Genomic DNA, 25,163 nt, shown 5'->3' on the forward strand with positions numbered 1-25,163 from the left:
GTGCTGCAGATCACAGCCTCCGAACGGGTGAAGAACGCTCCGGTGCCCGCGGGGCGTCACTCCGAGTCGGTCCGCACCGCCGCCGCGATGGCCTCCGCGATCAGCGCGAACGACAGCGCCCCCGGGTCCGGCGTGCCCAGGCCCCGCTCCGCGGACTCCCGCGCCCGGCCGTGCTTCGGGCGCAGCGACGCCGTCCCCGCCGCCGCCCGGCGCGCCGCCGTCGCCGCCCGCGTCCACGAACCCGATTCGGCGAACTCCGCGGCGAACGGCGCGAGCGCGTCCACCACCGTCTTGTCCCCGGGGCGCGCGCCGCTGGTGCGCACCACGGACTCCGCGAACGCCGCCACCCCCGCGGTCAGCTCCGCCGTCGTCGGCGCCCGCTCGTCGGAGAGCTCACCGGCGAACGCGCGCAGGCCGGTGCCCCACAACATCCCCGACGTACCGCCCCCGCGGCCCGCCCACGCGTCGCCCGCGCGCGCCAGCGTCGAACGCGCCCCCGCACCGGCCCGCACCGCCAGCTCCGCCGCCTCGTGCGCCGCCGCCGTCCCGCGCACCATCCCCCGGCCGTGCGCGCCGTCCCCGACCACCGCGTCCACCCGGCCCAGCTCCGCGGCGTGGTCCGCCACGATCCGGCGCACCGCACCGAACACCGCGGCCAGCGCCGAGGCCGCCTCCCGCGAATCCACCCCGGTGCCGGTGTGCTCGGCACCGCGCACGATCCGTTCGAGCGCCACCGCGGGATCGGGGCGGTCCGGGATCCGGCGGCGGGCCCGCTTGCGGTACGCGGGCGTGTCGGCCGGGGCGCGCCAGAACCGCTCCAGCTCCGCGTCCAGCCAGATCAACGTGAGCGAGACGCCCGCCATGTCCAGGCTCGTCACCAGCTCACCGGCCTCCGGCTCCACCGGTTCCAGCCCGGCGCCGCGCAGCCGCCGCGACACGTCGTTCCACAGCACGAACAACTCCTCGCCGCCGGTGCTGCCCAGCCCGTTGAGCAGCACACCGACCCGCGGTCCCGCGCCCGCCGGGGCCTCCGCCAGCAGCCCGTCCACCAAGATCTCCGCGAGCCGATCGGCCGACGGGAGCTCCACTTCCGACGAGCCCGGCTCGCCGTGCACGCCCAGCCCCAGGCCCATCTTCCCGGCCGGCACCTCGAACAGCGGCTCGCTCCCGCCGGGCAGCGTGCAGCCGTCGAACGCGACGCCCAGGCTGCGGGTGCGGTCGTCGGCCAGCCGCGCGATCCGCTCCACCTCGTCGAGCGGCTGCCCCTCGTCCGCGGCCGCGCCCGCCACCTTGATCACCGCGAACGCGCCCGCGATCCCCCGGCGCGCCGACCGCAGGCCCGCGGGCGCCGAAGCGATGTCGTCGGTGACCACCACCGACCGGCAATCGATGCCGTCCAGCCGCAACCGCTCCTGCGCGGCACCGAAACCCGTCCCGTCGCCCGCGTAGTTGCCGAACACGAACAGCAGCCCGCCCCCGCCGTGCGCGGCGCGCGCCACCGACAGCACCGCCCGCGGCGACGGCGGGGTGAACACGCCGCCCACCACGGCGGCATCGGCCGAACCGGGCCCGATCAGGCCGAAGAACGCCGGGTAGTGCCCGGCTCCGCCGCCGATGACCACCGCCACCCGGCCCTCGTCCGCGGGCAGCGCCCGCACCACCCCGCCCTCGACCCGGCGCACCCGATCGGGGTGCAGGTCGCAGAACCCGGCGAGCGCGTCCTCCGCGAACGAGGCCGGATCGTCGAACAAGCGCGTCATCGTTCCCTCACTGGATCACCGGCGGGCGCTCCCGCGCCGGTCACCAGGGTGCGGTGCGCGGACACCGCCGCGCCGGATGACCTTCCGGACTCACACCACCAGGTCCGCGGCCAGCACCAGCAGCAGCGCCACCACCGACATGATCGACTGCGCGACCGTGTACACCTGGAACGCGCCGCGGGTGGACAGCCCCAGCATGGTGCGGAACATCCAGAAGGTGTTGTCGCTGACGTGCCCGCCGAAGCTCGCCCCGGCCGCCGCGGCCAGCGCCACCAGCACCGCGGGCGTGCTCAGACCACCCACCACCGGCGCCAGCAGGGTCGCCGCGGTGATCGCCGCGACCGAACCCGAACCCTGCGCCAGCCGCAGCAGCGCCGCGACCAGCCACGCCAGCAGCAGCGGCGACGCGCTGCCCGCGTGGAACATCCCGGAGACCACATCGCCCACGCCGGTCCGGCTGATCACCTCGCCGAGCGAACCCGCCACCCCGGTGAACAGCAGGATCGTGCCGCTGGTGGACGCGCCCCTGGTCAGCGCCCGCTCCACGGCGTCGCGGGACAACGTCCACGCGGTCAGCGCGCACCCGATCAGCAAGCCGATCAGCAGCGCTACCACCGGATCGGCCAGGAACGACACCCAGCCCACCGGCGCGCCCACCGTCTCCGTCACCGTGCCCAGCACGATCAGGGCCAGCGGCACCAGCACCGGCAGCACCAGCACGACCAGCGGCAGGGTGCGGCGCGGCGACTCCGCCGGGGCCACGTCCATGCCCTGGAAACCGTCCCCCGCGGGCGCCTCGTCCCTGGCCGGGTTCCAGGTGCGGCGCATCAACCGGCCGTGCAGGAACACCGAGATGACGATCGAGAGCACCCCGATCCCGATGCCGCACAACAACATCGCGCCCAACCCGACGCCGAGCGAGCCGCTCACCGCCAGCGCCGCCGCACCCGGCAGCACCATCAGCAGGCCCACCTCCAGGCCGATCGCCAGCGAACCACCGACGGCCGCCACGCTCGCCCCGGTGCGCGCCGCCACCGAACGGGCGATCGGCGCCAGCATCACCAGCGCCACGTCGAAGTAGATCGCCGGGAACACCACGCCGGACGACAGCCCCAGCGCGTACGGCGACCGGGACTTCCCGAACGCCTTCAGGAACAGCTCGACGATGCGCTGCAACGTCCCGGTCGCCGACAGCAGCGACCCGAGCAGCACGCCGAACCCGATGATCAAGCCGACCTCGGCCATCAGCCCGCCGAAGCCGTCGGTGACGGCTTTCGCCGTGCCCTCGAACCCGAGGCCGGTCGCCAGCCCCAGGTAGAGCGAACCCAGCACCAGCACGATGACCGGGTTGAGCCGTGCCCCGACGATCAGGGCGACGATGCCGACGACCGCGATCGCCGTGTGCAGCAGCAGGAAGGAGGAGGCCAATGTTCGCTCCGTGATCCTCGTCGTTGAGGGCGGTGCCGCGGGCGGGACGTGAGCTTCCACCAGCACGTCCCCGCACGTCGCAGCGGGTCGGTCCGAGCTCGTCAGTTGATGTGCGAGCCGCCGTTGATGTCGAAGGTGGCGCCGGTGATGTAGCCGACGTCCTCGCCCGCCAGGAACGTGATCGTCGCCGCGACGTCCCCGGTCCGACCGTTGCGGCCCACCGGCACGTCGGCGATCAGCTTCTCCTTGCGCTCCCCGGTGAGCAGGCCCCCGGTGATGTCGGTGTCGATCAGCCCGGGGGTGACGGCGTTGACGACGACCCCGTTCGGGCCGACCTCCCGCGCCAGCGCCCTGGTCAGGCCGAGCACGGCGGCCTTCGCCGCGGAGTAGTGCGAGCCGCCGAACACGCCGCCGCCGCGCTGCGCGCTGACCGAGGACACGTTGACGATGCGGCCGTAGCCGCGTTCCACCAGGCCGGGCAGCACCCGCTGGGTGACCAGGTACGTGCCGGTGACGTTGACCTTGAACACCAGGTCCCACTCGGCGGGCGGGATGTCCAGGAAGCGGGTGGGCCGGGTGATGCCCGCGTTGTTGACCAGCGCGGCGATCGGGGGCAGCTCCGAGTTCTCGACGGCGGTCACGGCGGCGTCCACCGAGTCCTGCTCGGTGACGTCGGCCCGCACGCCGAGGGCGCGCACGCCGTGCTCGGCCGCGACCAGGGACGCGGTGCTCTCGGCGGCGGCGCCGTCGAGGTCCAGCACGGCGATGTCGAAGCCCGCGGCGGCGAGCCTGCGGGCGGTCTCCCGGCCGATGCCGCGCTCGGAGCCGGCTCCGGTGATCAGGGCGGTGCGGGCGGTGTCGGACATGCGGGTCCTCCTGGTTCGGATGGGCGCGGCGCCGGGGTGGTGCCGCGGGGTGTGGCGGGGTGCCGTGCATCGCGGGGTGCCGCCGGGTGGCGGCTCGGTGTCGTGGGGTGGCGGCTCGGTCTCGTGGGCTGACGGCTCGACGTCGTGGGCTGCCGACGTCGTGGGGTGCCGGCGTCGTGGGCTGGCGGCTCGCCGTAGCGGGTCAGAGCAGCGCGGTGATCGCGTCCTTCGCGGCGGCGGCCGCGGCGGGGCGCTCCTGCTCGCTCACGTCGTGCGTCTCGAGCTCCAGCACGTACCGGCCGCCGTACCCGGCGTCCCGCAGCGCCCGCACCACCCCGGCGAAGTCGGCGCGGCCACGGCCGATGCTGAGGTTGATGTCGCCGGGTTCGGCGTCGCGCAGGTGCACGTGCTCGATGCGTTCGGCGAAGTCCTCGGCGAACGCGACCTCGTCGAACCCGCCCGCCACCACGTGGCTGACGTCGAAGACGAACCCGGCGGACTCGGCGGGGACCCGCTCCAGCAGTGCGGCCGCGCGGTCGGCGGTGTGGCAGAAGCGGAAGTGGTGCAGGCCCTCCACCAGCAGCCGCACGCCTCGTTCCGCCGCGAGGTCGCCGAGCGCGCGGAGGCCGCGCGCGATCCGGTCCAGGTCGGTCCGCTCGTCCGCGAACGGCTCCCGCTGCTGCGCGCCGCACGGCACGATGACCGCGGCGTCCAGCCGCGACGCGAGCTCCACGAGTCCGCGCCCGGCGGTGCGCAGGTCCCGCTCGTCGAGCCGCGGGTCGTTGAGCGGCCCCGGATCGACGTTGATCGCCCAGGTGCGCAGCCCGGAGTCCCGCACCAGTTCGACGAGCTCGTCCGCGGGCCCGGTCAGCGGGGTGGGGATGTGGTCGCACACGCCGGGCAGGCCGCCGAGGTCGATGCCACCGAAGCCGAGCTCGCGGATGGTCGCGAGCGCCTCGGCCACCGGCATCCGGCGGAACGAGATCGTCGAGCAGCCCAGCTCCGGCATCTTCCTCACTCCTTCGTGCGTCAGGTGGCGCACAGTTAACGACGTGCCGAGTCGACTGTCAACAGTCGACCGTTATTCGCCGACCCGTTCGTCGACTACGATGTGCGGGTCAGCGAGCAGAGAGGCGATCCACTGGTGTCCCTGGATGTTCCGGCGCTAGGCGGCGTCGACCGGCAGACCCTGCGCGAGCAGTCGCTGCGCAAGCTGCGCGAGGCGATCAGCAGCGGCCAGCTCGAACCCGGCAGGCGGCTGATCGAGACCGAGCTCAGCGAAGCGCTGTCCGTCTCCCGCGGGACGCTGCGCGAGGCCCTGCGCCACCTCGTGCAGGAAGGACTCGTCGTCGCCGACGAACGCGGCAAGCTCCTGGTCCGGGCGCTCACCGGCGCCGAGGTGCGGGACATCTTCGCCGTGCGCGCCGCCCTCGAATCGCTGGCCGTGGAGACGTTGTGCGGCGCCACCGACCGCGCCGCGCTCGTCGCCGAGCTGCGCACGGCGGTCGACCGGTTGCGCGAGCTCGACCAGGACATGGCCGCGCTCGTCGAAGCGGACCTGGCCTTCCACCAGCGGATGTGCGAGCTCACCGGCAACGCCGCGCTCGTGCAGTCCTGGCAGCACATCTCCGGGCTGACCCGCGCCACCATCGTGCGTTCCGGCCCGGAACTGGCTGTGCGGAACATGGCCTGGCAACGGCACTCGCCGATCGTCGACGCCATCGAGGCGGGCGATTCCGCTCGGGCGCGCGAGGTCATCGGCGAGCACATGCGGGAGACGGCCGAGCGGATCGTCGCGGCGCTGCAGGACTGAGCTGCCTGACTGGGCAGCTGGGCTGGGCAGCTGGGCTGGGCAGCTGGGCTGGGCAGCTGGGCTGGGCAGCTGGGCTGGGTTGAGCAGCTGAGCTGAGCTGCGGAACTGCCGGGCTGGGCAGCTGACTGAGCTGCTGGACCGGGTTGCCGGGTGGGACTGGGTTGCCGGGTGAGACTGGGCCGCCGGGTGGGACTGGGTTGCCCGGGTGGGACTGGGCCGCCGGGCCGGTCAGGCCGCGTCGGATCCGCTGCCGGTGACCGCCGCGGCACCTATCCTCCCCGCATGGCCTCCGAGCCGGTGGACGTCTGGGCGATGGCCGACCTGGTCACGCCCTTCGCGGTGCGCACCGCCGCCACGCTGCGGCTGGCCGACATCGTCCAGGACGGGGAACTCCCGCTCGACGAGATCGCGAAGCGGTCCGGGACCGAGGCCGACCCGCTCGGCAGAGTGCTGCGGTTCCTGGTGCGGCGCGGGGTGTTCACCGAACCGGAACCGGACGTGTTCGGCCCCAACGACGCCTCCCGCGTGCTGCGGACCGACGCTCCGGGCGGCACCCGCGAGTGGCTCGACCTGGACGGCGCCGTGGGTCGCGCCGATCTGGCCTTCGTGGAGCTCGTCGAGCAGGTCCGCGGCAGGCACCCCGCCTACCCCGCCGCGTTCGGCCGCTCCTTCCGGGAGGACCTCGCGCACAGCCCGCAGCTGTCGGACTCGTTCGACGACCTGATGGAGACCAAGTCCGACGAGCTGGCCCCGCTGGTCGCCGCGGCGGCGGCCTGGGACCGGTTCGAGCGGGTGCTCGACGTGGGCGGTGGCAAGGGCGTCCTGCTCGCCGAGATCCTGGAACGCCACCCGGACCTGCGCGGCACGCTGGTGGACCTGCCCGGGCCCGCCGCGGCGGCCGAGGGCTACCTGGAGTCGCGCGGGGTCCGCGATCGCGCCGACGTGGTCGCCGGCGACTTCTTCGATCCGCTGCCGCCGGGCGCCGACGCCTACGTGCTGTGCGATGTCCTCGGCGACTGGGAGGACGAGGACGCGGTGCGGCTGCTCGGCCGGTGCGCCGAGGCCGCGGGCGCGGACGGCCGGGAGGGCAGCGTGCTCATCGTGGAGCTCCTCCCGGACCCGGACGGCGAGTTCACCGAGATGGACCTGCGGATGATGATCTACGTCGGTGGCCGGATGCGGGACCTGGACCAGACCGAGCGCATCGCCGCCGCGGCCGGGCTGTTCATCGCCTCCGTCATCAGGCTCGACGACGGTCACGGCATCATCGAATGCCTTCCGGACCGGTGAGCTCGGCGAACCCGAGCTTGACCCGCAACTTCTCCGGCAGGTCCACGGCCGCGGCGGCGACGTGCTCGCGGCGGTCCCGGTCGCCCATGTTCAGCGCGAGCACGTCGGCGACGGTGACCGCGTGCGCCGGCCTGCTCAGCACGTCGACCGCGTCACCCGCGGTGATCTCACCGGGCTGTTCCACCGCCAGGTAGGCACCGGGACGTCCGACCGCGGCGAACCGCTTCACCAGGCCCTTGACGTCCCAGAACCCGGCGAACACCCGGCACGGGTCGCGCGGCGCGGTCACCCGCAGCACCGCGCCACCGATCCGCCAGCGCTCCCCCACCACGGCCGCGCTCGAGTCGCAGTCGCGCAGGCTCAGGTTCTCGCCGGCGTTGCCGGGCACCAGCTCCGCGCCCAGCTCCGCCGACCAGAACCGCAGGTCCTCGACGTCGAAGGCGTAGGCCGCCTGGTACCAGGCGCCGTGGTGCTTGCGGTCGATCACGGTGTCGCCGTGCACGCCGCTCTCGGTGAACCGCACCGGCCCCTGCACCGGACGCTTGTCGATGCCGGTGCTGCCCATCCGGCCCGTCCACTCGCCGGTCCGCAGGACCGCGACGTTCACTGCCTGCACATGACCCACCCGGCCAACCTATGTTCGCCCCCGACCTCGGCGCACGAGGATTTCGGCCACACGACCGAGCGGCCGGGACCGCTCAGCCCAGGCGGGTGCGTGCGGTGTCGAGCGCGGACCGGGCCTGCGCGACGAGGTCGTGGACCAGGTCCGCGGCGGGCAGCGGTGTCGCCTGGGCGTAGGTCTGCCCCGCCCACAACGACATCGCCTCCGGGTCGTCGGCGCGCCCGGCCGCACCGCGCACCGGCTTGGTGAGGTGGTGCAGCTGCGGATAGGCGGCCGGGGCGTGCGGTCCGTGCTCCGCCAGGAAGCGGTTGACCAGCCCCCGCGCCGGACGGCCGCTGAACGCCCTGGTGATCGCGGTGCTCCTGGTTCCGGCTTCGAGCGCGGCGCGCTGGGTCGGCGCGGTGCCCGCCTCCGCCGACACCAGGAACGCGGTGCCGAGCTGCGCCGCCACCGCACCGGCCGACAGCACAGCGGCGAGGTCCGCGCCGGTCACGACACCGCCGGCGCCCACCAGCGGGAGGTCGACCGCTCCGGAGATCGTCCGCAGCGCGCCCAGCAGGCCGAACAGCTCCCCACCCGCAGGCGAGTCCGGGTCGTCGTCGAACACGCCGCGGTGCCCACCCGCTTCGGAACCCTGCACGCACAGCAGGTCGACACCGACCTCGGCGGCCCGCCGCGCCTCGTCGGGAGTGGTGACCGTGCAGACCACCTGCGCCCCGACCTCGTGCAACCGTTCCACTGTGGACTTCTCCGGGCGGCCGAAGGTGAACGACACCACCGGAACCCGTTCGGCGATCACCAGCTCCACCTTGGCCTGGTAGAGGTCGTCGTCCCAGTGGGCCGATCCGGCCTGCACGCCGTACCGCTCCGCCTCAGCCGACACCCGCGCCCGGTACTCCGCCAAGTCCAGCTCGCGCCGCGCCCCCGGCACGAACAGGTTCACCCCGAAGGGAGCCGAGCCGAGTTCGCGCACCCGCCGGATCTGCCCGAGCAGGTCCTCTTCGGAGAGGTAGCCCGCGGCCAGGAAGCCGAATCCGCCCGCACCGCCGACCGCCGCCACCAGTTCGGGTGTGGAGATCCCGCCCGCCATCGGCGCCGCGATCACCGGGGCGCTCCGCTGCTCGATCATGTCCCGGACCCTAGTGACGCCCCGGAGCACGCGCGAGTGACCGCGAACTCCGGGTCGGACGGATCACACCGCCGGATGGATCACACCTCCGCCGCTCGTCCCTGGTTCCCCCCGCGCCGCCGATCGATCCCGATCGCCGCCGCCCCTGGCGGATGCGGCGCTCTCGCGCCACCACCGAAGGTCTGCGACCCGCGACACGAGTTCGCCGAACGTGTACCGAACGGGAAAACGAGCTGTGAACGACCTTGCCCCAGGTCATCACGACGGCGAATCTCTTGGCACAGCAAGCGATCGAGCACGAGAACGGGTGATCCTCATGAACACGACCGCCGAACAGACCACCACCACCGAGCCCCGCTCGCACGTCCGCCGCATCGCGTTCGCCGCGCTGGCGGTGCCCGCCCTGATGGTCGGTCTGGCGCTGCCCGCGAACGCCGCGGAGCTCACCCCGATCGCCGAGGCCCTGGACTCGACGGTGGCGGCCACGCTGTCCTCGGTCGGTGCCGCGCTGGACGCGCTGGGCCTGGCGGCCTGATCAGGCGATCGGCCACCCGGCGCGTGGGCGGCCGAAGCACACCCCGGGCGGGGCGGGAACCGGTTCTGGTCCCCGCCCCGCCCGTGCTCATGGCCGCAGGCCCGCCACCAGGTCGGCAGGCGTCAGCTTGACCGGGAACGGGTGCTGCACCTCGAACGACTCGTCCCCGAGGGCCCGGGCGATGCGCTGGTACCCGGATCCGCCCACCAGTTCCCACGCGGTGATCGCGGGTTCCTCCAGGTCCGGGTCCACCAGCCAGAAGAACCGGGTGCCCAGCCGCGCGTAGACCTCCTTCTTCAGCGTCGTGTCCTTGAGCCTGCTGCTCGGCGAGACCACCTCGACCGCCAGCACCGGCGCCGCGGGCAGGTTCCGCAGCGTCAGGTCGTCGTGCCGGGCGACCAGGACGTCCGGCCGCAGCTCGGTGAACGGGTCCGGCCGCACCGCGAACGGCGCGGGCAGCACCCGGTACTCCGCGGTGCAGGCGATGTGCAGCTGCGAGGCCAGCTCCACCACCGCCGCCTGGTGCGGCCACCCGGGCAGCGCGCTCACCATCAGCTCGCCGTCGACCAGCTCGTACCTGCGGCCGTCCTCCGGAGACCCGTCCAGGTCGTGCACGCTGAACGGCCGTCCCGCTCCCGCTTCGATCCGCATGATCGCCACCTCTTCCCGCTCGTGCGCTGCGTCCCGGCGGTGCGGCCGCCGGAACCGGTCTGCGATGAAGAGGGGCGCACCCGCCGTCCTGATACAGCGCTCACCGGAAGGTGTGACAACGCAGTGGGCGGGAGCCCCCGTTCGGGGACTCCCGCCCACTCGCACCATTGCGATCACGCACACCCCGCCACAGGGCCGCTGGTGCGTCTGAGATGAGCGCTCCCGCGACGAGCGCTCAGCCGTACTTCCGGGTCAGGGGCGCGGTTCCGGCCGCCGCGGACCGGAACCGCTCCCCCGCCCGCTCGGTGCCTCGGCACCGGGTCGGGTCGCGATCAGAACTGCGCGGTCTCGGTCGAGCCGGCCAGCGCGGTGGTCGACGAGTCGGGGCTGACCGCCGTGCTGATCAGGTCGAAGTAGCCGGTGCCCGCCTCGCGCTGGTGGCGGGTGGCCGTGTAGCCCTGCGCCTCGGCGGCGAACTCGCGCTCCTGCAGGTCCACGTAGGACGTCATGCCGTCCGCCGCGTAGCCCTTGGCCAGGTCGAACATGCCGTAGTTCAGGGCGTGGAAGCCGGCCAGCGTGATGAACTGGAACTTGTAGCCCATGTGGCCGAGCTCGCGCTGGAACTTGGCGATGGTGCTGTCGTCCAGGTTCTTCCGCCAGTTGAACGACGGCGAGCAGTTGTAGGCCAGCATCTGGTCCGGGTACTTGGCCTTGATCGCCTCGGCGAACTGCTTGGCGACCTCCAGGTCCGGCTTCGAGGTCTCCATCCAGATCAGGTCCGCGTGCGGCGCGTAGGCCAGGCCGCGGGTGATGCAGGGCTCGATGCCGTTGGTGACCTTGTAGAAGCCCTCGGAGGTGCGCTCACCGGTCACGAACTGCTGGTCGCGCTCGTCGATGTCGCTGGTCAGCAGCGTCGCGGCCTGCGCGTCGGTGCGGGCGACGACCAGCGAGGGCACGCCCGCGACGTCGGCGGCCAGGCGCGCGGCGTTCAGCGTCTTGACGTGCTGGCTGGTGGGGATGAGGACCTTGCCGCCCAGGTGGCCGCACTTCTTCTCGGAGGCCAGCTGGTCCTCCCAGTGCACGCCGGCGGCACCCGCCTGGATCATGCCCTTCATCAGCTCGTAGGCGTTGAGCACGCCACCGAAGCCCGCTTCGGCGTCGGCGACGATCGGGGCCAGCCAGTGCGTCGGCTCCGACTCGGTCTCCGCCGCCTCCGGGTCCAGCGCCTCGGACCAGCTGATCTGGTCGGCTCGCTTGAGGGCGTTGTTGATCCGGCGGACCACCTGCGGGACCGAGTTCGCCGGGTAGAGGCTCTGGTCCGGGTAGGTCTCGCCCGCCAGGTTGGCGTCCGCGGCGACCTGCCAGCCGGACAGGTAGATGGCCTTCAGCCCGGCGCGGACCTGCTGGACCGCCTGGTTGCCGGTGAGCGCGCCCAGCGAGTTGATGTAATCGGTCTCGTTCAGCAGGTTCCACAGCCGCTCGGCGCCGAGCCGGGCCAGGGTGTGCTCCTCCTGCACGGAGCCGCGCAGCCGGACGACGTCGGCGGCGGTGTGGGTGCGCTCGATGCCCTTCCAGCGGGGGTCGGTGTCCCACTCGCGCTGGAGTTCCTCGGCGGCCTTGATCGCCTGCTGGCGGCTTCCGGGCTGGAGGCTCATGGTCTTCCCCTTTCGGGATGTTCGTTGCGGCGTTGCTGAACCCAGTGTTGCCGGAGAACCACCCCGTTCAGCGAAGAAATCCTAGGAAATTTCGGCGGTTTTTCTGCTAGCATCAACGTCATGGCCGAGTTCGCCCCCGAAGAAGACCGCAATTTTTCCACCGACCAAGACCTCCTGGTGTTCGGTCAGAGATTGCGCCACCTGCGCCGCGCCGCCGGGCTCACCCTGGTTGAGCTGGGCGAACGCGTCGGCCGCGCGCCATCCCAGCTGTCCCTGCTGGAGAACGGTCACCGCGAGCCGAAGCTCTCGCTGCTGCGCGCGCTCGCCGACGCGCTCGGCAGTTCAGTGGACGAACTGCTGTCGAAAAAACCGCCGAATCGCCGCGCGGAGCTCGAGATCGCCGTCGAGCAGGCCCAGCTCGACCCGCTCTACCAACGGCTGGACGTACCACCGCTGAAGGTGGGCAAGCGGGTGCCGACCGAGGCGCTGGAGCACGTGCTGGCGCTCTACGACGAGCTCAAGCGGCGGGAGACCAAGCAGGTCGCCACGCCGGAGGAGGCGCGCAAGGCGAACGCCGAGCTGCGGCAGATGATGCGCGAGCACGGCAACTACTTCCCGGAGATCGAGAAGGCCGCCTCCGGCATCCTGGAGCGGGTCGGCTACCACGGCGGCGCGCTGTCCGAAGGGGTCATCCAGTCCATCGCGACGCACATGGGCTACGGGCTGCGGTTCGTCACCGACCTGCCGCGCTCGGTGCGCTCGATCACCGACATGCGGCACAGCCGGATCTTCCTGCGCCGCGAGTCGCTCGGCATGCACAGCCCGCGCACGATCCTGCTGCAGACCCTCGGACACCTCACCCTCGGGCACAGCCAGCCGCGGGACTTCGCGGACTTCCTGCGCCAGCGGGTCGAGGCGAACTACTTCGCCGCCGCGGTGCTGATGCCGGAGCAGGCCGCGGTCGGCTACCTGAAGCAGGCGAAGGCGGACCGCGACCTGGCGGTGGAGGACCTGCGGGACGTGTTCTCGGTGTCCTACGAGATGGCGGCGCACCGCTTCACGAACCTAGCCACCCAGTACCTGGACCTGGTCTGCCACTTCGTCCGCAACGACGAGACCGGGATCATCTACAAGGCCTACGAGAACGACGGGCTGGTGTTCCCCACCGACCCGGCCGGCGCCATCGAAGGCCAGCGGATGTGCCGGCACTGGGCGGGGCGGATGGTGTTCGCCTCACCGGACCGCTACTCGACGCACTACCAGTACACCGACAAACCCGGTGCCACCCACTGGTGCGTGGCGCACGTCGACCCCAACCGGGGCCGCGACTTCGCCATCACCCTCGGCGTGCCCTACACCGAATCCCGCTGGTTCCGCGGGCGGGAGACGACGAACCACTCGAAGTCGCGCTGCCCGAACGGCGAGTGCTGCCAGCGACCACCGACAGAGCTCTCGAACCGCTGGCAGGGCATGGTGTGGCCATCGGCGCGGGCCCATTCGCACGTGCTCTCCGCACTGCCGTCGGGGACCTTCCCCGGGGTGGACGAAGCCGACGTGTACGCCTTCCTCGAATCGCACTGACCGGTCCCGGCTCCCGCCGGTGGTCGGCGGGAATCAGGGCCGGGACCGCGCCGGGATCGGCATCACCAGCGCGGTGAGATCACCGTGATCGGCGGAGCGAACGGTGACCGGCTGCTCGGCACCGCGCAGGTCGAGCAGCAGGTCGGCGCCGATAGCGGTGCTCACCGCGGGGTAGAGCGTGGTCAGCTGGAACCGGATGTCGAGGTCGGGACCCGTCACCCGAGCCGGCACCGGCGAACCGACCCCGGAATCCCCGGTCAAGGTGAGGCCGTGCCGCCGGACGGCCAGGGCCGGCTCGGCGGCGGAACTCACCTCCAGCGCGCGGAGGAGATCGACCTTCTCCACCGCGACGCGGGTGGTGACGGCGGGCAACGCCTCGAGCATCGCCCGGTGATCCGGGAATGGTTCGGCGAGCAGCCGGCAGTGCTGCTCCGCCGCCCCGTCCAGCACCACTCGGACACCGTTGCGCGCCAACGCGACCGATACCCGGTGGCTCCGGTGCACGCCGGACAGGACGGACCGCAGGTCGTCCGCGTGCACCGTCGCCGACCAGCCGACCGTCACCTGCTCCGCCGGGAGCAGGGTCCGCGTCGCCAACCGGTACCGGTCGGTGGCGGTCACCGTCACCGCCTCCGGACCGCATTCGAAGAGCACCCCGTTGAGCACGGGGATCTCCGATTCCCGGGTGGTCGCGGACAGCACCTGCTCGATCGCGGCGGCGAACACCGGGCCGCTCAACGCGATCGGCTCCGACGGCGGCTCGCCCGCCCACGACGCGGTGATGCTCGCGGCCTCGCGCTGCGCGGTCGCGGCATCGCCCAGGACCTTCCGCACGTGTTCCTCCACCAGGTGCACCGCGCGCTCGGCATCGGCGTCGAGCACGTCCCCGACCGCAGCGAGCGGCATGCCGATCTCGCGCAACCGCCGCAGCAGCACGGCCCGATCCACCTGGCCCTGCTCGTAGAACCGATAACCGGAGCCCGCGTCGACCCGCGCCGGAGCGAGGAACCCGGAGTCTGCGTAGAAGCGCAACGCGCTGGCCGTCAGGCCGGTGCGCTGGGCGAAGGAACCGATGGACATCACTTCAGAACTGGACACCGCGCCATCATCGAGCTTCGACCGACTTGAGGGTCAACGATGCCGAACCGAACGATTCCGGACCACACCCGTCCGCCGGGACCCGGCGAGCTACCGGGCGCGCTTCTCCCGCGGCCGCACCGAGCTCATCGCGAGATCGACGAAGCGGGCCGCCGCGGGCGACAACGGCCCCGGCCGCCAGAGCAACCGGCTGGTGCGGACCACCTTGGGCCGCAGCGGCAACACCGTGGCGCCTTCCTTGGCCGCGCCCACCGCCATCGACTCCGGCAGCAGGGTGACGCCGGCTCCCGCCAGCACGAGCGGCACGACCATGGCGAGGTGCGCGGTCTCCACCGACACCTTCGCGCGGAGCCCCCGGGCGGCGACCACGTCCTCGATGACCGCGCGCGTCGCGGTGCCCTCCGGAGTGGCGACGAAATCCCGGGCGGCCAGCTCGGACAGCCCGATCCGCTTCGGCCCCTGCTCCCCCGGCGGCAGCACGGCGTAGATCTGCCTGCCCGGCAGCACGACCTCCTCCATGCCCTCCGGATCCGTGCTGGCGTCGACCATGCCGAGCTCGCACTGCCCCGCCCGGACGCTGCCGGTCGCGGTCTTGCCCAGTTCCTGGTCGAACACCCGCACGTCGACCTGCGGGAAGTGCCGGAGGAACTCGCCGATCAACCGGGCCAGCGGATCGACGGCGAGCGTGGTCTGCGCGACGATGTCCAGCCGTCCCGACGCCAGCCCCAGCACTTGGCGCACGGAATCCTGCGCGGTGCTCAAGTCCCGCATCACCTGGCGGGCCGGCTCCAGCAGCGCCTCACCCGCCGCGGTCAGCCGCACCCCGTGCGGGAGCCGGTGGAAGAGCTTGCCGCCCAACCGGTTCTCCAGCTGTCCGATCGCGGTCGACAGCGACGGTTGTGCGACGCGCAGCGACTTCGCCGCACCGGTGAAGCTGCCGTGCTCGGCGATGGCCAGGAAGTACTCCACTTCACGACGCTCCACGACGGCCTCCCCTCCTGCGCCCACCGTAACCAGCGCGGCGCGAACGGCCCGCGCGAACGCCCGGCCCGGCGGGTGCATCGCCGGGCCGGGAGGGACGGCTCGGGAGACCGCTCAGTCGTGCGCGGCCCGGAACCGCTCCCGCGCCTCGTCGTCCGCGACATCGCTGGCCAGGTCGTCGCCGAGGTCGAAGCGCACCGACCGCAGCCGCCCGGTGAACGCGTTGTCCACCGGCGCGTAGTCGTCCACCACCGGCGATGCCCGGTCCACCCCGATGTCGAAGGTCTCGTCGAAGGCGAAGTAGTACGGGATCGTGGCGTCCACCCGGCCATCGGCGACCTCGGTGCCGTCCACGGTCAGCACCGCGCGACCGCCCTTGCCGACGCCACCGCCGTCGTAGGCGAAGTCGAGGCGCACCTCGTGCGCGCCCGGCTCCAGCACCTGGCCGCTGATCTTGTAGATGTCGGTGCCGAAGTAGTTGTAGGCGTAGCTGGGCCGTCCCTCGTGGAAGTACAGCGACCAGCCGCCGAACCGGCCGCCCTGCGCCACGACCACGCCGTCGGCCCCGCCTTCGGGCACCTCCAGCTGCGCGGTGATCACGTACGAGCGGTTCTTGATGTTCGGCGCGGTCTCCTCGGTGAGCCGCTTCGCCCCGGCGTGGAAGGTGATCGTGCCGCGGTCGCCGAACAGGTCCAGCCGCCCGGCCTCCTTCGGGTTCTCCCGCTCCGTCATCCGGTCGTCCAGCGGGAACACCTGGTGCTTGGCCGCCTCCACCAGGAACAGCTGCTGCAGCTCGCGGAGCTTGCCCGGGTGTTCGGCGGCGATGTCGTGCGCCTGGCTCCAGTCCACGTTGGTGTCGTAGAGCTCCCAGCGGTCGTCGTCGAAGGACCGGCGCGTGCCGTCCTGCACCATCTCCCACGGGGTGCCGTGCCTGGTCACCGCCATCCAGCCGTCGTGGTAGATGCCGCGGTTGCCGACCATCTCGAAGTACTGCACGCGGTGGCGGTCCGGCGCGTCGGCGTCGTTGAAGCTGTAGAGCATGCTGGTGCCCTCGATCGGCTGCTGCGGCACGCCCTGCACCGAAGTCGGGTGTGGGAGGCCCGCCGCCTCCAGGATCGTCGGGACCACGTCGATCACGTGGTGCCACTGGTCCCGGATGCCGCCGCGCTCCTCGATGCCGCGCGGCCAGTGCACGATCATGCCGTCCCGGGTGCCGCCGAGGTGCGAGGCGACCTGCTTCGTCCACTGGTACGGGGTGTTCATCGCCAGCGCCCAGCCGACCGGGTAGTGCGCGTGGGTCGTGGCGTCGCCGAGCGCGTCGCGGTTCGCGTTGATGAACTCGGCGCTGTCCGGGATGCCGGTGGCGAACCGGTGCTCGTTCAACGTGCCGCCGAGACCGCCCTCGGCCGAGGCGCCGTTGTCCCCGAGGATGTAGATGAAGATCGTGTTGTCGAGCTCGCCCGTCTCCTCCAGCGCGTCGACGAGCCGGCCGACCTGGTCATCGGTGTGCTCGGCGAACCCGGCGTAGAGCTCCATCAGCGACGCCGCCGCGCGCTGCTCCTCCGCGGACAGCTCGTCCCAGTGCGGGACGCCCTCCGCCCACGGGGCGAGTTCGGTGTCCGGCGGCACCACGCCGAGTTCCTTCTGCCGCGCCAAGGTGATCTCGCGCTGCCGGTCCCAGCCGTGGTCGAACTTGCCGCGGTACTTGTCCCGGTACTCCTGCGGCACGTGGTACGGCGCGTGCGTGGCGCCGAACGGCAGGTAGGTGAAGAACGGGGTGTCCGGCTTCAACGTGTGCCGGGTGCGCACCCAGTCGATCGCCTGGTCCACCAGGTCCTCGGACAGGTGGTAGCCGTCCTCGGGGCGGCGATCCGGCTCCACCGGGTTGGTGCCGTCGAACAGCACCGGGTACCAGTGGTTCATCTCGGCGCACAGGAAGCCGTAGAACTTCTCGAAGCCCTCACCGGTGGGCCACCGGTCGAACGGTCCCGCCGGACTCACGTCCCGCGCCGGGGTCTGGTGCCACTTGCCGAACGCGGCGGTGTTGTAGCCGTTGCCGTTGAGCAGCTGGCCGAGCGTGGCCGCGCTGCGCGGGCGGATGCCGCAGTAGCCGGGGGCAGCGCTGGACATCTCGGTGGTCACGCCCATGCCCACCGAGTGGTGGTTGCGGCCGGTCAGCAGCGCCTGGCGCGTCGGCGAGCAGATCGCGGTGACGTGGAACCGGGAGTAGCGCAGTCCGCCGTCGGCGAGCCGCTGCGCGGTCGGCATCTCGCACGGTCCGCCGAACGAGCTGGAAGCACCGAAACCCATGTCGTCGATGAGCACCAGCACGACGTTGGGCGCGCCGGCGGGCGCGTTCAACGGCTGTGCGGGGGTGAAGGCCGGGTTCTGGTCGCGCGCGTCGAGCGCGGTGACGGCGGTGGGCGGGGCGTCCGGGATCGGCAGGTGTTCACGCGATACGTCGGATGCTCCCATGTGCGACCTCCTGTGCGGTGCGGCGGACGAGCACGGGAGACGGCGAAACCGCAAGCGGCGCAAGGGTTTCCGCGTCCCCGCGGTGCGGCTCGAATGCTAGTCGGCGAACCGCCGCGAGCAAGGGTTCCCACGAGCCGGACACCGCGGGCCGGCGAGTCCCGCACCACATCCACACAAGATCACCGCAGGTGGCAGGTCGCCACCGCGGAGGGAAGACCGATTCACGATGCACGCCATAGTCGACGCCTATGGCACCGCTGCCGAACCGCCCGCCCCGGGAAACCGGTCATGAGGCGAGCGGTCGGCGGCACGTCACTTCTTCGGCTTGGACTTGTCGTCCTTGCTCGCGGAGTCGTCGGTGGACAGCGCCGCGACGAAGGCCTCCTGCGGGACCTCGACCCGCCCGATGGTCTTCATCCGCTTCTTGCCCTCCTTCTGCTTCTCCAGCAGCTTGCGCTTCCGGCTGATGTCACCGCCGTAGCACTTGGCGAGCACGTCCTTGCGGATGGCGCGGATCGTCTCGCGGGCGATCACCCGCGACCCGATCGCGGCCTGGATCGGCACCTCGAACTGCTGGCGCGGGATGAGCTCGCGCAGCTTCGAGGTCATCTTGGTGCCGTAGGAGTAGGCGGAGTCCTTGTGCACGATCGCGCTGAACGCGTCCACCGGCTCGCCCTGCAGCAGGATGTCCACCTTGACCAGCTGGGAGCTCTGCGTGCCCGACTCCTCGTAGTCCATCGAGGCGTAGCCGCGGGTGCGGGACTTGAGGTGGTCGAAGAAGTCGAACACGATCTCGGCGAGCGGCAGCGTGTAGCGCAGCTCGACCCGGCTCTCCGAGAGGTAGTCCATGCCTTCGAGGCGGCCGCGCCTGCTCTGGCACAGCTCCATGATGGTGCCGACGAACTCGGACGGGGCGATGACGGTGCACTTCGCGATCGGCTCGTGGATCTCGCCGATCTTCGCCTCCGGCCAGTCCGACGGGTTCGTGACCTCGATGTCCTCGCCTTCTTCGAGCTTCACCTGGTAGACGACGTTGGGCGCCGTCGAGATCAGGTTCAGGCCGAACTCGCGCTCCAGCCGGTCCCGGGTGATCTCCAGGTGCAGCAGGCCGAGGAAACCGCAGCGGAAGCCGAAGCCGAGCGCACCCGAGGTCTCCGGCTCGTAGGTCAGCGCGGCATCGTTGAGCTGCAGCTTGTCGAGCGCTTCGCGCAGGATCGGGTAGTCCGAACCGTCCACCGGGTACAGCCCGGAGTAGACCATCGGCTTCGGTTCGCGGTAGCCGCCGAGCGCCTCGGTCGCGCCCTTGCGCTCCGCGGTCACCGTGTCGCCCACCTTGGACTGGCGGACGTCCTTCACGCCGGTGATCAGGTAGCCGACCTCGCCGACGCCGAGCCCGGCGGAGGGCTTCGGGTCCGGCGAGATGATGCCGACCTCGAGCAGTTCGTGCGTGGCATTGGTCGACATCATCCGGATCCGCTGCCGCGGAGTGATCTTGCCGTCGACGACGCGGATGTAGGTCACCACGCCGCGGTAGGTGTCGTACACCGAGTCGAAGATCATCGCGCGGGGCGGCGAGTCGTGCACGCCCTGCGGGGCGGGGATCTGGCGGACGACCTCGTCGAGGACCTCGCCCACGCCCTCACCGGTCTTCGCCGACACCCGGAGCACATCGGTGGGCTCGCAGCCGATGATGTGCGCCAGCTCCGCCGCGTACTTGTCCGGCTCCGCCGCGGGCAGGTCGATCTTGTTGAGCACCGGGATGATCTGGAGGTCGTGCTCCATCGCCAGGTACAGGTTCGCCAAGGTCTGCGCCTCGATGCCCTGCGCCGCGTCGACCAGCAGGATCGCGCCCTCGCAGGCGGCCAGCGACCGGCTCACCTCGTAGGTGAAGTCGACGTGCCCCGGGGTGTCGATCATGTGCAGCACGTGGTCGACGCCGTCCGCGGTCCACGGCAGCCGCACGTTCTGCGCCTTGATCGTGATGCCGCGTTCCCGCTCGATGTCCATCCGGTCGAGGTACTGCGCCCGGTACGCCCGCTCGCCCAACACCCCGGTGAGCTGCAACATCCGGTCGGCCAGCGTCGACTTGCCGTGGTCGATGTGCGCGATGATGCAGAAGTTCCGGATGCGCTCCGGGTCCGTGAAGGTCGTATCGGCGAAGCTGCTCACTCGGTGTTCCTTGGGATCTCGGGGTCCTCGCGGGGCGCGCGTGCAACCCACATCGTCCCACGCGGCGACCTGCCACCGGAGCCCAACTCCGGGGCCGGCTCAGCGCGGTCGCTGGTCGGTGCGGATCGGATGATCCGCGGGAACCTCCACGAGCACGATCCGCGTGCCATCCGGGTCGGCGATCCACGCCTCGTCCAAGCCCCACGGCTGCCGGACCGGCGCGGCCTCCACGGCGACGCCGAGCTCGGCGAGCCGGTCGAACTCGGCGTGCAGGTCGCGCACCTGGATCCACAGCACCTGGTCCGGGCTGGGGCCGTGCTCGCCGCGACCGGAGATCTCCAGGTAGCCCTGCCCGAGGAAGAACACCGTGCCGCCCGGGAACTCGCGGGAGATCGCGAGACCGAGCACGTCCCGGTAGAAGCGCAGCGAGCGCTCCGGGTCGCGCGGGCGCAGGATCGTGCGGCTGTTGACGACGTCCATGCGTCCCGTTGTACCGCGACACCGGCCCGGGCGAAAAAGACGGCGGGCCCCCCACCGCGAAGGTGGAGGGCCCGCCGAGCAGATCACTGCACTCAGACCGCGCGAACGCCGCTGGCCTGCGGGCCCTTCTGGCCCTGGGTGATCTCGAAGGTCACGGTCTGGTTCTCTTCCAGGGTGCGGAAGCCGTTGCCGTCGATGGCCGAGTAGTGGACGAACACGTCCGGGCCGCCACCGTCGGGGGAGATGAAGCCGAAGCCCTTCTCGGAGTTGAACCACTTCACAGTGCCCTGTGCCATCTCTGTCTCCTCACAGCTGATGAGTAACCGGTGCCCGCACCGCGCGAACACCGGGGCCTAGTCCAGACGGCGAACTCTCCAGCTTGCGCTCAGGACAGAGTCGCGCCCGCAACTTTCGCGAGCGTGTCGAACACGAACACAAAAATCGGCCGACTCATACAACCACACCCCGGGGCAGATCATTCCCGCGACCCGCCGGTGTTCTCGATCTCACATCACGCCTGACAAGGCCTCTTGACTGATCGCCCGAAAGGGTTCAGAGACCGGCGGCGAGCTTCCAGCCGAGGCTGGCCACCAGCGCCACCACCACGGTGAGGAACACCTTGCGCACCCACGCCGATCCGCGGCTGGACGCCAGCGCAGCGCCCAGCACGCTGCCGCTCGCGTTGCTCACCGCCATCACCAGGGCCAACCCCCACAGGATCTTGCCCGCGGAGATGAAGAACAGCAGCGCCCCCAGATTGGTGGCCACGTTGACGACCTTCGCGGTCGCCGACGCCCCCACGAACGCGAAACCGACCAGGCCGACGAGCAGGAACACCAGGAACGAGCCGGTGCCGGGGCCCGCGATGCCGTCGTAGAAGCCGATCGCCAGGCCGCCCGCCACCATCACCCAGACCTGCTGGACCGGCCCGAAGCGCGGCGCCGCGACCGACCCCAGATCGGGTTTGCGCCACGTGTAGATGCCGACCGCGATCAGCGCCACCAGCACCACCACGGTGAGCACGAGCTGCGGCAGCGAGGCGGCGAACACGGCACCGCCCAGCGCGCCCAGGAATGCGACGGCCGCCATCGGCAGCGCACTGCGCCACGGCACCGGGGTCCGCTTCGCGTAGGTCCACGCGGCCGCGGTGGTGCCCGCGACAGCGGCGAGCTTGTTCGTCCCGAGCGAGTAGATGATGTTCCCGCCGGGCACCAGCAGCAGCATCGCGGGCAGCTGGATCAGGCCGCCGCCCCCGACGATCGCGTCCACCGCTCCGGCGAGGAACGCCGCGCAGCACAGGAAGATGAGCCCGGCCAAGGAGAGATCGGCGAAGCCGGGCCAATCCAATGGGGTGAACACGGGGCGCGAGCCTATGCCGCCGACCACCGATCGAGTCCCGTCGTGTGAGCGTCCTCGCACCCGATGCCGACGCGGGCCGGCACGAGCACCGTTGCTAGGATCGTCGACCGTGCCGTGCGGCGTTCCGCCAGGGAGGAAAGCTGCGCACACCGCGGGCCGTCGAGCTCCGGTGCGGCAGCGCCGATTCAGCGCGGCACGACGAATCCGATCGAGGAAAGAGGCGCCCCAGTGGCCAACATCAAGTCTCAGATGAAGCGGATCAAGACCAACGAGCGCAACCGCCTGCGCAACAAGTCGGTGAAGTCGTCGGTCAAGACCGCCATCCGCAAGTTCCGCGAGGCCGTTGCCGCCGGTGACAAGGACAAGGCCCTGGAGCTGCAGCGCGCCGCCTCGCGCACCCTGGACAAGGCCGCCGGCAAGGGCGTCATCCACGCCAACCAGGCCGCGAACAAGAAGTCGGCGCTGGCGCAGGCCGTCAACAAGCTCTGAGCCCGAGCGCGGCCGGGCCTCCGTCCGGCACGCGCACCGGCCCGAAGCGGGGCCCGTCCTTCCGGGGACGGGCCCCGCTTCGCGTTCTAGGGGGGCAGGCCGCGGGCTCAGTAGTTCCCGCGCGCGGGGTTGAGGGCTCGCGTGCCGTTCGTGCGGCACCGGGCACCGGGCACCGGGCACCGGGCACCGGGCACCGGGCACCGGGCACCGGCGATGATCGTCGCCGGACGGTGCGGGCGGGGCTCGCCGGGTGACGACGACCGCGGGTCAGTTCCGGGAGGAGTGCAGTTCGACCAGCCGCAGCACGGCGCGCTCCAGCGCGTGGTCCGCGTCGGCGGCCATGCCCTTGACGTCCGCGTTCAGCACGGCGACCGCGCGCAACGCCTCAGCGACGGTGGCGCTGCTCCAGCCCCTGGCCTGCGCCTGCGCCTTCTTCACCTTCCACGCGGGCATGCCGAGGTCTCCGGCGAGCCGGAACGGGTCGCCTCGGCCGTAGGCGGCGACGCGGCCGATGGTGCGCACCGAATCGGCCAGGGCGTCCGCGATCAGCACGTGCGCGACGCCCAGCTGCAGCGCCCAGCGCAGCGCTTCCAGCGCTCCGGCCAGGTCACCGGTGACGGCTTTCTCGGCCACCGCGAAGCCGGTCACCTCGGCACGGCCGCGGTGGTACCGGCGCACCTCCGACTCGTCGACCTTCCCGCCGGTGTCGGCGACCAGCTGGGAGGCCGCCGAGGACAGCTCGCGCAGGTCGAAGCCGACCGTCTCGATCAGCGCGCCGACTCCGGCGGCGTCGATGCGGCCACCCGCGCGACGCACCTCGTCCTTGACGAAGGCCTCCCGCTGCGGCCCCTTCGTGATCTTGTTGCACTCGGTGACGCGGGCGTTGAGCTTGCGCAACGCGCTCGGCAGCTCCTTGGCGTTCTTCCCGCGGCCGCCTCCGCTGTGCACGATCACCAGCACCACGCCGTCCGCGGGCTGCCGCGCATGCGACAGGATCGCCTCGGCGATCTCCTTGCCCGCGTCCTGAGCGGCTTCCAGCGCCACCACGCGGCCTTCGGCGAACAACGAAGGGCTCAGCAGTTCGTCCAGCTCCGGCGGGGTGAGTTCACTCACTTTGATCCTGCGCAGCTCGGTTTCCGGATCGGCCGCGCGGGCCGCTCCGACCGCCTCCCACAGCGCGCGCTCCACCAGCAGTTCCTCGTCCCCGAGGATCAGGTGCAGCGGATCGCAGACCACCGACGGCGAACTCATAGGGGCATCGTCGCACGACCCTGCGACACCACCGCCGGTCCGTGCGCCGGTACCCGTGCTGGCCAGGATGCGGCGGCCTCCCGTAACGTTGCAGCCACAACCGAATAGCTCATCCAGAGGGGCAGAGGGAACGGCCCGATGAAGCCCCGGCAACCATCTCGACCTTTCGCGGCATTCGCGAGGTAGTCGAAGAAATTGGTGCCAACTCCGACCCGCCCGCGGGACAGATGAGGAAAGGACCTCGCGATGACCGCTGCCGCCCATGCCCCGAACTCCACCGGCAAGACCTACGACCTCGGTCCGGCCGTCGAGCTGGTGTCGAAGGAAGAGGGGCACCGCCAGCCGCTGGCGCCCGAGTTCGTGTCCCTGGAGGACTTCTCGCCGCTGGAGGTCGCCTACGACTTCGGGCGCATCCGCCGCGAGGACATCGAGGCAGGCCCCCGCTCCATCTGGCGCTACAAGAAGCTGCTGCCGGTGCCGACGAACGTCGAGGAGCACCCGAACACCGAGCCCGGCTGTACCAGGCTGGTGCGCGCGGACAACCTCGCGAAGGCGCTCGGCGTCAAGCGGATCTGGATCAAGGACGACACCGGCAACCCGACGCACTCCTTCAAGGACCGCGTGGTCGCGGTCGCGCTGGCCGCCGCCCGCGAGTTCGGGTTCAAGGTGCTGGCCTGCCCGTCCACCGGCAACCTCGCCAACGCCGTCGCCGCCGCCGCGGCCCGCGCCGGCTGGGACTCGGTGGTCCTCGTCCCGTCCAACCTGGAGCGGGCGAAGATCCTGATGAGCGCGGTCTACGACGGCTCGCTGCTCGCGGTGGACGGCAACTACGACGACGTGAACCGGCTGGCGACCGAGCTCGCCGCCGAGCACGAGGACTGGGCGTTCGTCAACGTCAACGTGCGGCCGTACTACTCGGAGGGCTCCAAGACCCTCGGGTTCGAGGTCGCTGAGCAGCTCGGCTGGCGGCTGCCGGAGCAGATCGTGGTGCCCATCGCCTCCGGTTCGCAGCTGACCAAGGTGGACAAGGGCTTCCGCGAGCTCGGCCAGACCGGTCTGGTCGAGCAGAGCCCGTACCGGATCTTCGGCGCGCAGGCCAACGGTTGCTCGCCGGTGGCCAGCGCGTTCAAGCAGAACCACGACGTGGTGCAGCCGGTCCGCCCGGACACCATCGCGCGTTCGCTGGCGATCGGTGCTCCCGCCGACGGCCCGTACGTGCTGGACGTGGTCCGGCGCACCGGCGGGGCCATCGAGGACGTCACCGACGAAGAGGTCGTCGCCGGTATCCGGCTGCTGGCCCGCACCGAGGGGATCTTCGCCGAGACCGCCGGTGGCGTCACCGTCGCGACCGCGAAGAAGCTCATCGAGGCCGGTCAGATCGACCCGGACCAGGAGACGGTGCTGCTCATCACCGGCGACGGCCTCAAGACGCTGGACGCCGTGCAGGACCAGGTCGGGCCGAAGGCGACCGTCGCCCCGAACACCGATGCCGTGAACGAGGCCCTCGGCCTGTGATCGGTGGCCGTGGGCC

22 protein-coding genes and 1 riboswitch are annotated in these 25,163 nt (G+C 71.6%); of the genes, 6 read left to right on the top strand and 16 right to left on the bottom strand.

Annotation, left to right across the window (positions count from 1 at the left end):
- Positions 1–56: 56 nt before the first annotated feature.
- The 4 genes from AC29IT_RS14430 to AC29IT_RS14445 form a co-directional block, all read right to left on the bottom strand.
- Positions 57–1,760: a dihydroxyacetone kinase family protein gene (locus AC29IT_RS14430; protein ID WP_358434406.1), complete on the bottom strand. Its 1,704-nt coding sequence runs from the start codon at positions 1,758–1,760 to the stop codon at positions 57–59.
- A gap of 90 nt (positions 1,761–1,850) precedes the next feature.
- Positions 1,851–3,188, bottom strand: a complete 1,338-nt coding sequence (locus AC29IT_RS14435; RefSeq protein ID WP_358434409.1) for a GntP family permease — start codon at positions 3,186–3,188, stop codon at positions 1,851–1,853.
- 101 nt (positions 3,189–3,289) lie between these two features.
- On the bottom strand, positions 3,290–4,054 hold the full coding sequence (locus tag AC29IT_RS14440) for an SDR family NAD(P)-dependent oxidoreductase (protein ID WP_358434411.1): 765 nt from the start codon (positions 4,052–4,054) through the stop codon (positions 3,290–3,292).
- 202 nt (positions 4,055–4,256) lie between these two features.
- Positions 4,257–5,063: a sugar phosphate isomerase/epimerase family protein gene (locus AC29IT_RS14445; RefSeq protein WP_488218997.1), complete on the bottom strand. Its 807-nt coding sequence runs from the start codon at positions 5,061–5,063 to the stop codon at positions 4,257–4,259.
- Positions 5,064–5,198: 135 nt separating this feature from the next.
- Here AC29IT_RS14445 and AC29IT_RS14450 point away from each other — a divergent pair, with 135 nt between their 5' ends.
- Together AC29IT_RS14450 and AC29IT_RS14455 are read left to right on the top strand one after the other, a co-directional pair.
- Complete coding sequence (locus AC29IT_RS14450; protein ID WP_358434416.1) at positions 5,199–5,867, top strand: GntR family transcriptional regulator; 669 nt, start codon at positions 5,199–5,201, stop codon at positions 5,865–5,867.
- 282 nt (positions 5,868–6,149) lie between these two features.
- The gene (locus AC29IT_RS14455) at positions 6,150–7,157 is read left to right on the top strand and encodes a methyltransferase (RefSeq protein ID WP_488218998.1); all 1,008 of its coding nucleotides are present in this window, start codon (positions 6,150–6,152) and stop codon (positions 7,155–7,157) included.
- Here AC29IT_RS14455 and AC29IT_RS14460 read toward each other — a convergent pair.
- The gene (locus AC29IT_RS14460; protein ID WP_488218999.1) at positions 7,132–7,764 is read right to left on the bottom strand and encodes an MOSC domain-containing protein; all 633 of its coding nucleotides are present in this window, start codon (positions 7,762–7,764) and stop codon (positions 7,132–7,134) included. The two genes, AC29IT_RS14455 and AC29IT_RS14460, sit on opposite strands and share 26 nt — an antisense overlap.
- A 91-nt stretch (positions 7,765–7,855) precedes the next feature.
- Positions 7,856–8,908, bottom strand: a complete 1,053-nt coding sequence (locus AC29IT_RS14465; RefSeq protein ID WP_488219000.1) for an NAD(P)H-dependent flavin oxidoreductase — start codon at positions 8,906–8,908, stop codon at positions 7,856–7,858.
- Between the two features lie 316 nt (positions 8,909–9,224).
- Between AC29IT_RS14465 and AC29IT_RS14470 the strand changes: the two genes are divergently transcribed.
- Positions 9,225–9,443 carry a hypothetical protein gene (locus AC29IT_RS14470; protein ID WP_488219001.1) on the top strand — a complete coding sequence of 73 codons (219 nt, stop codon included), beginning with the start codon at positions 9,225–9,227 and terminating at the stop codon, positions 9,441–9,443.
- Positions 9,444–9,530: 87 nt separating this feature from the next.
- Here the strand turns inward: AC29IT_RS14470 and AC29IT_RS14475 are convergent, their stop codons facing one another.
- Both AC29IT_RS14475 and aceA read right to left on the bottom strand, forming a co-directional pair.
- Positions 9,531–10,094 (bottom strand): Uma2 family endonuclease, encoded by a 564-nt coding sequence (locus AC29IT_RS14475; protein ID WP_358434429.1) that lies wholly within the window; start codon positions 10,092–10,094, stop codon positions 9,531–9,533.
- A gap of 332 nt (positions 10,095–10,426) precedes the next feature.
- Positions 10,427–11,749, bottom strand: coding sequence for an isocitrate lyase (gene aceA, locus AC29IT_RS14480; protein ID WP_358434432.1), 1,323 nt, complete (start codon positions 11,747–11,749; stop codon positions 10,427–10,429).
- A gap of 120 nt (positions 11,750–11,869) precedes the next feature.
- Here aceA and AC29IT_RS14485 point away from each other — a divergent pair, with 120 nt between their 5' ends.
- A complete protein-coding gene (locus tag AC29IT_RS14485) occupies positions 11,870–13,330 on the top strand; it encodes an XRE family transcriptional regulator (RefSeq protein ID WP_224960355.1) in 1,461 nt (486 codons plus the stop codon).
- A gap of 33 nt (positions 13,331–13,363) precedes the next feature.
- On the opposite strand, the gene AC29IT_RS14490 is transcribed toward AC29IT_RS14485, so the two are convergent.
- From AC29IT_RS14490 to AC29IT_RS14520, 7 genes are all read right to left on the bottom strand, one after another.
- Positions 13,364–14,428: a DNA polymerase III subunit beta family protein gene (locus AC29IT_RS14490; RefSeq protein ID WP_488219002.1), complete on the bottom strand. Its 1,065-nt coding sequence runs from the start codon at positions 14,426–14,428 to the stop codon at positions 13,364–13,366.
- A gap of 90 nt (positions 14,429–14,518) precedes the next feature.
- The gene (locus AC29IT_RS14495; protein ID WP_488219003.1) at positions 14,519–15,412 is read right to left on the bottom strand and encodes a LysR family transcriptional regulator; all 894 of its coding nucleotides are present in this window, start codon (positions 15,410–15,412) and stop codon (positions 14,519–14,521) included.
- A 111-nt stretch (positions 15,413–15,523) separates the two neighbouring features.
- Complete coding sequence (locus tag AC29IT_RS14500) at positions 15,524–17,884, bottom strand: arylsulfatase (RefSeq protein WP_488219004.1); 2,361 nt, start codon at positions 17,882–17,884, stop codon at positions 15,524–15,526.
- 312 nt (positions 17,885–18,196) lie between these two features.
- Positions 18,197–20,053, bottom strand: coding sequence for a translation elongation factor 4 (gene lepA / locus AC29IT_RS14505; protein ID WP_488219005.1), 1,857 nt, complete (start codon positions 20,051–20,053; stop codon positions 18,197–18,199).
- Between the two features lie 99 nt (positions 20,054–20,152).
- Positions 20,153–20,533, bottom strand: coding sequence for a VOC family protein (locus tag AC29IT_RS14510; RefSeq protein ID WP_488219006.1), 381 nt, complete (start codon positions 20,531–20,533; stop codon positions 20,153–20,155).
- 92 nt (positions 20,534–20,625) lie between these two features.
- On the bottom strand, positions 20,626–20,829 hold the full coding sequence (locus AC29IT_RS14515; RefSeq protein WP_358434451.1) for a cold-shock protein: 204 nt from the start codon (positions 20,827–20,829) through the stop codon (positions 20,626–20,628).
- Positions 20,830–21,085: 256 nt separating this feature from the next.
- Positions 21,086–21,892: a TSUP family transporter gene (locus AC29IT_RS14520; RefSeq protein ID WP_488219007.1), complete on the bottom strand. Its 807-nt coding sequence runs from the start codon at positions 21,890–21,892 to the stop codon at positions 21,086–21,088.
- Between the two features lie 228 nt (positions 21,893–22,120).
- On the opposite strand from AC29IT_RS14520, the gene rpsT reads away from it, so the two are divergent.
- On the top strand, positions 22,121–22,381 hold the full coding sequence (gene rpsT / locus AC29IT_RS14525; RefSeq protein ID WP_224960363.1) for a 30S ribosomal protein S20: 261 nt from the start codon (positions 22,121–22,123) through the stop codon (positions 22,379–22,381).
- A 267-nt stretch (positions 22,382–22,648) separates the two neighbouring features.
- Here the strand turns inward: rpsT and holA are convergent, their stop codons facing one another.
- Complete coding sequence (holA, locus tag AC29IT_RS14530; protein WP_488219008.1) at positions 22,649–23,632, bottom strand: DNA polymerase III subunit delta; 984 nt, start codon at positions 23,630–23,632, stop codon at positions 22,649–22,651.
- Positions 23,633–23,738: 106 nt separating this feature from the next.
- Positions 23,739–23,866: riboswitch (SAM riboswitch) on the top strand.
- 12 nt (positions 23,867–23,878) lie between these two features.
- On the opposite strand from holA, the gene thrC reads away from it, so the two are divergent.
- On the top strand, positions 23,879–25,147 hold the full coding sequence (thrC, locus tag AC29IT_RS14535) for a threonine synthase (RefSeq protein WP_358434461.1): 1,269 nt from the start codon (positions 23,879–23,881) through the stop codon (positions 25,145–25,147).
- The last annotated feature ends 16 nt before the right edge of the window (positions 25,148–25,163 follow it).

It is taken from the genome of Saccharopolyspora sp. MMCC62 (assembly GCF_057736575.1).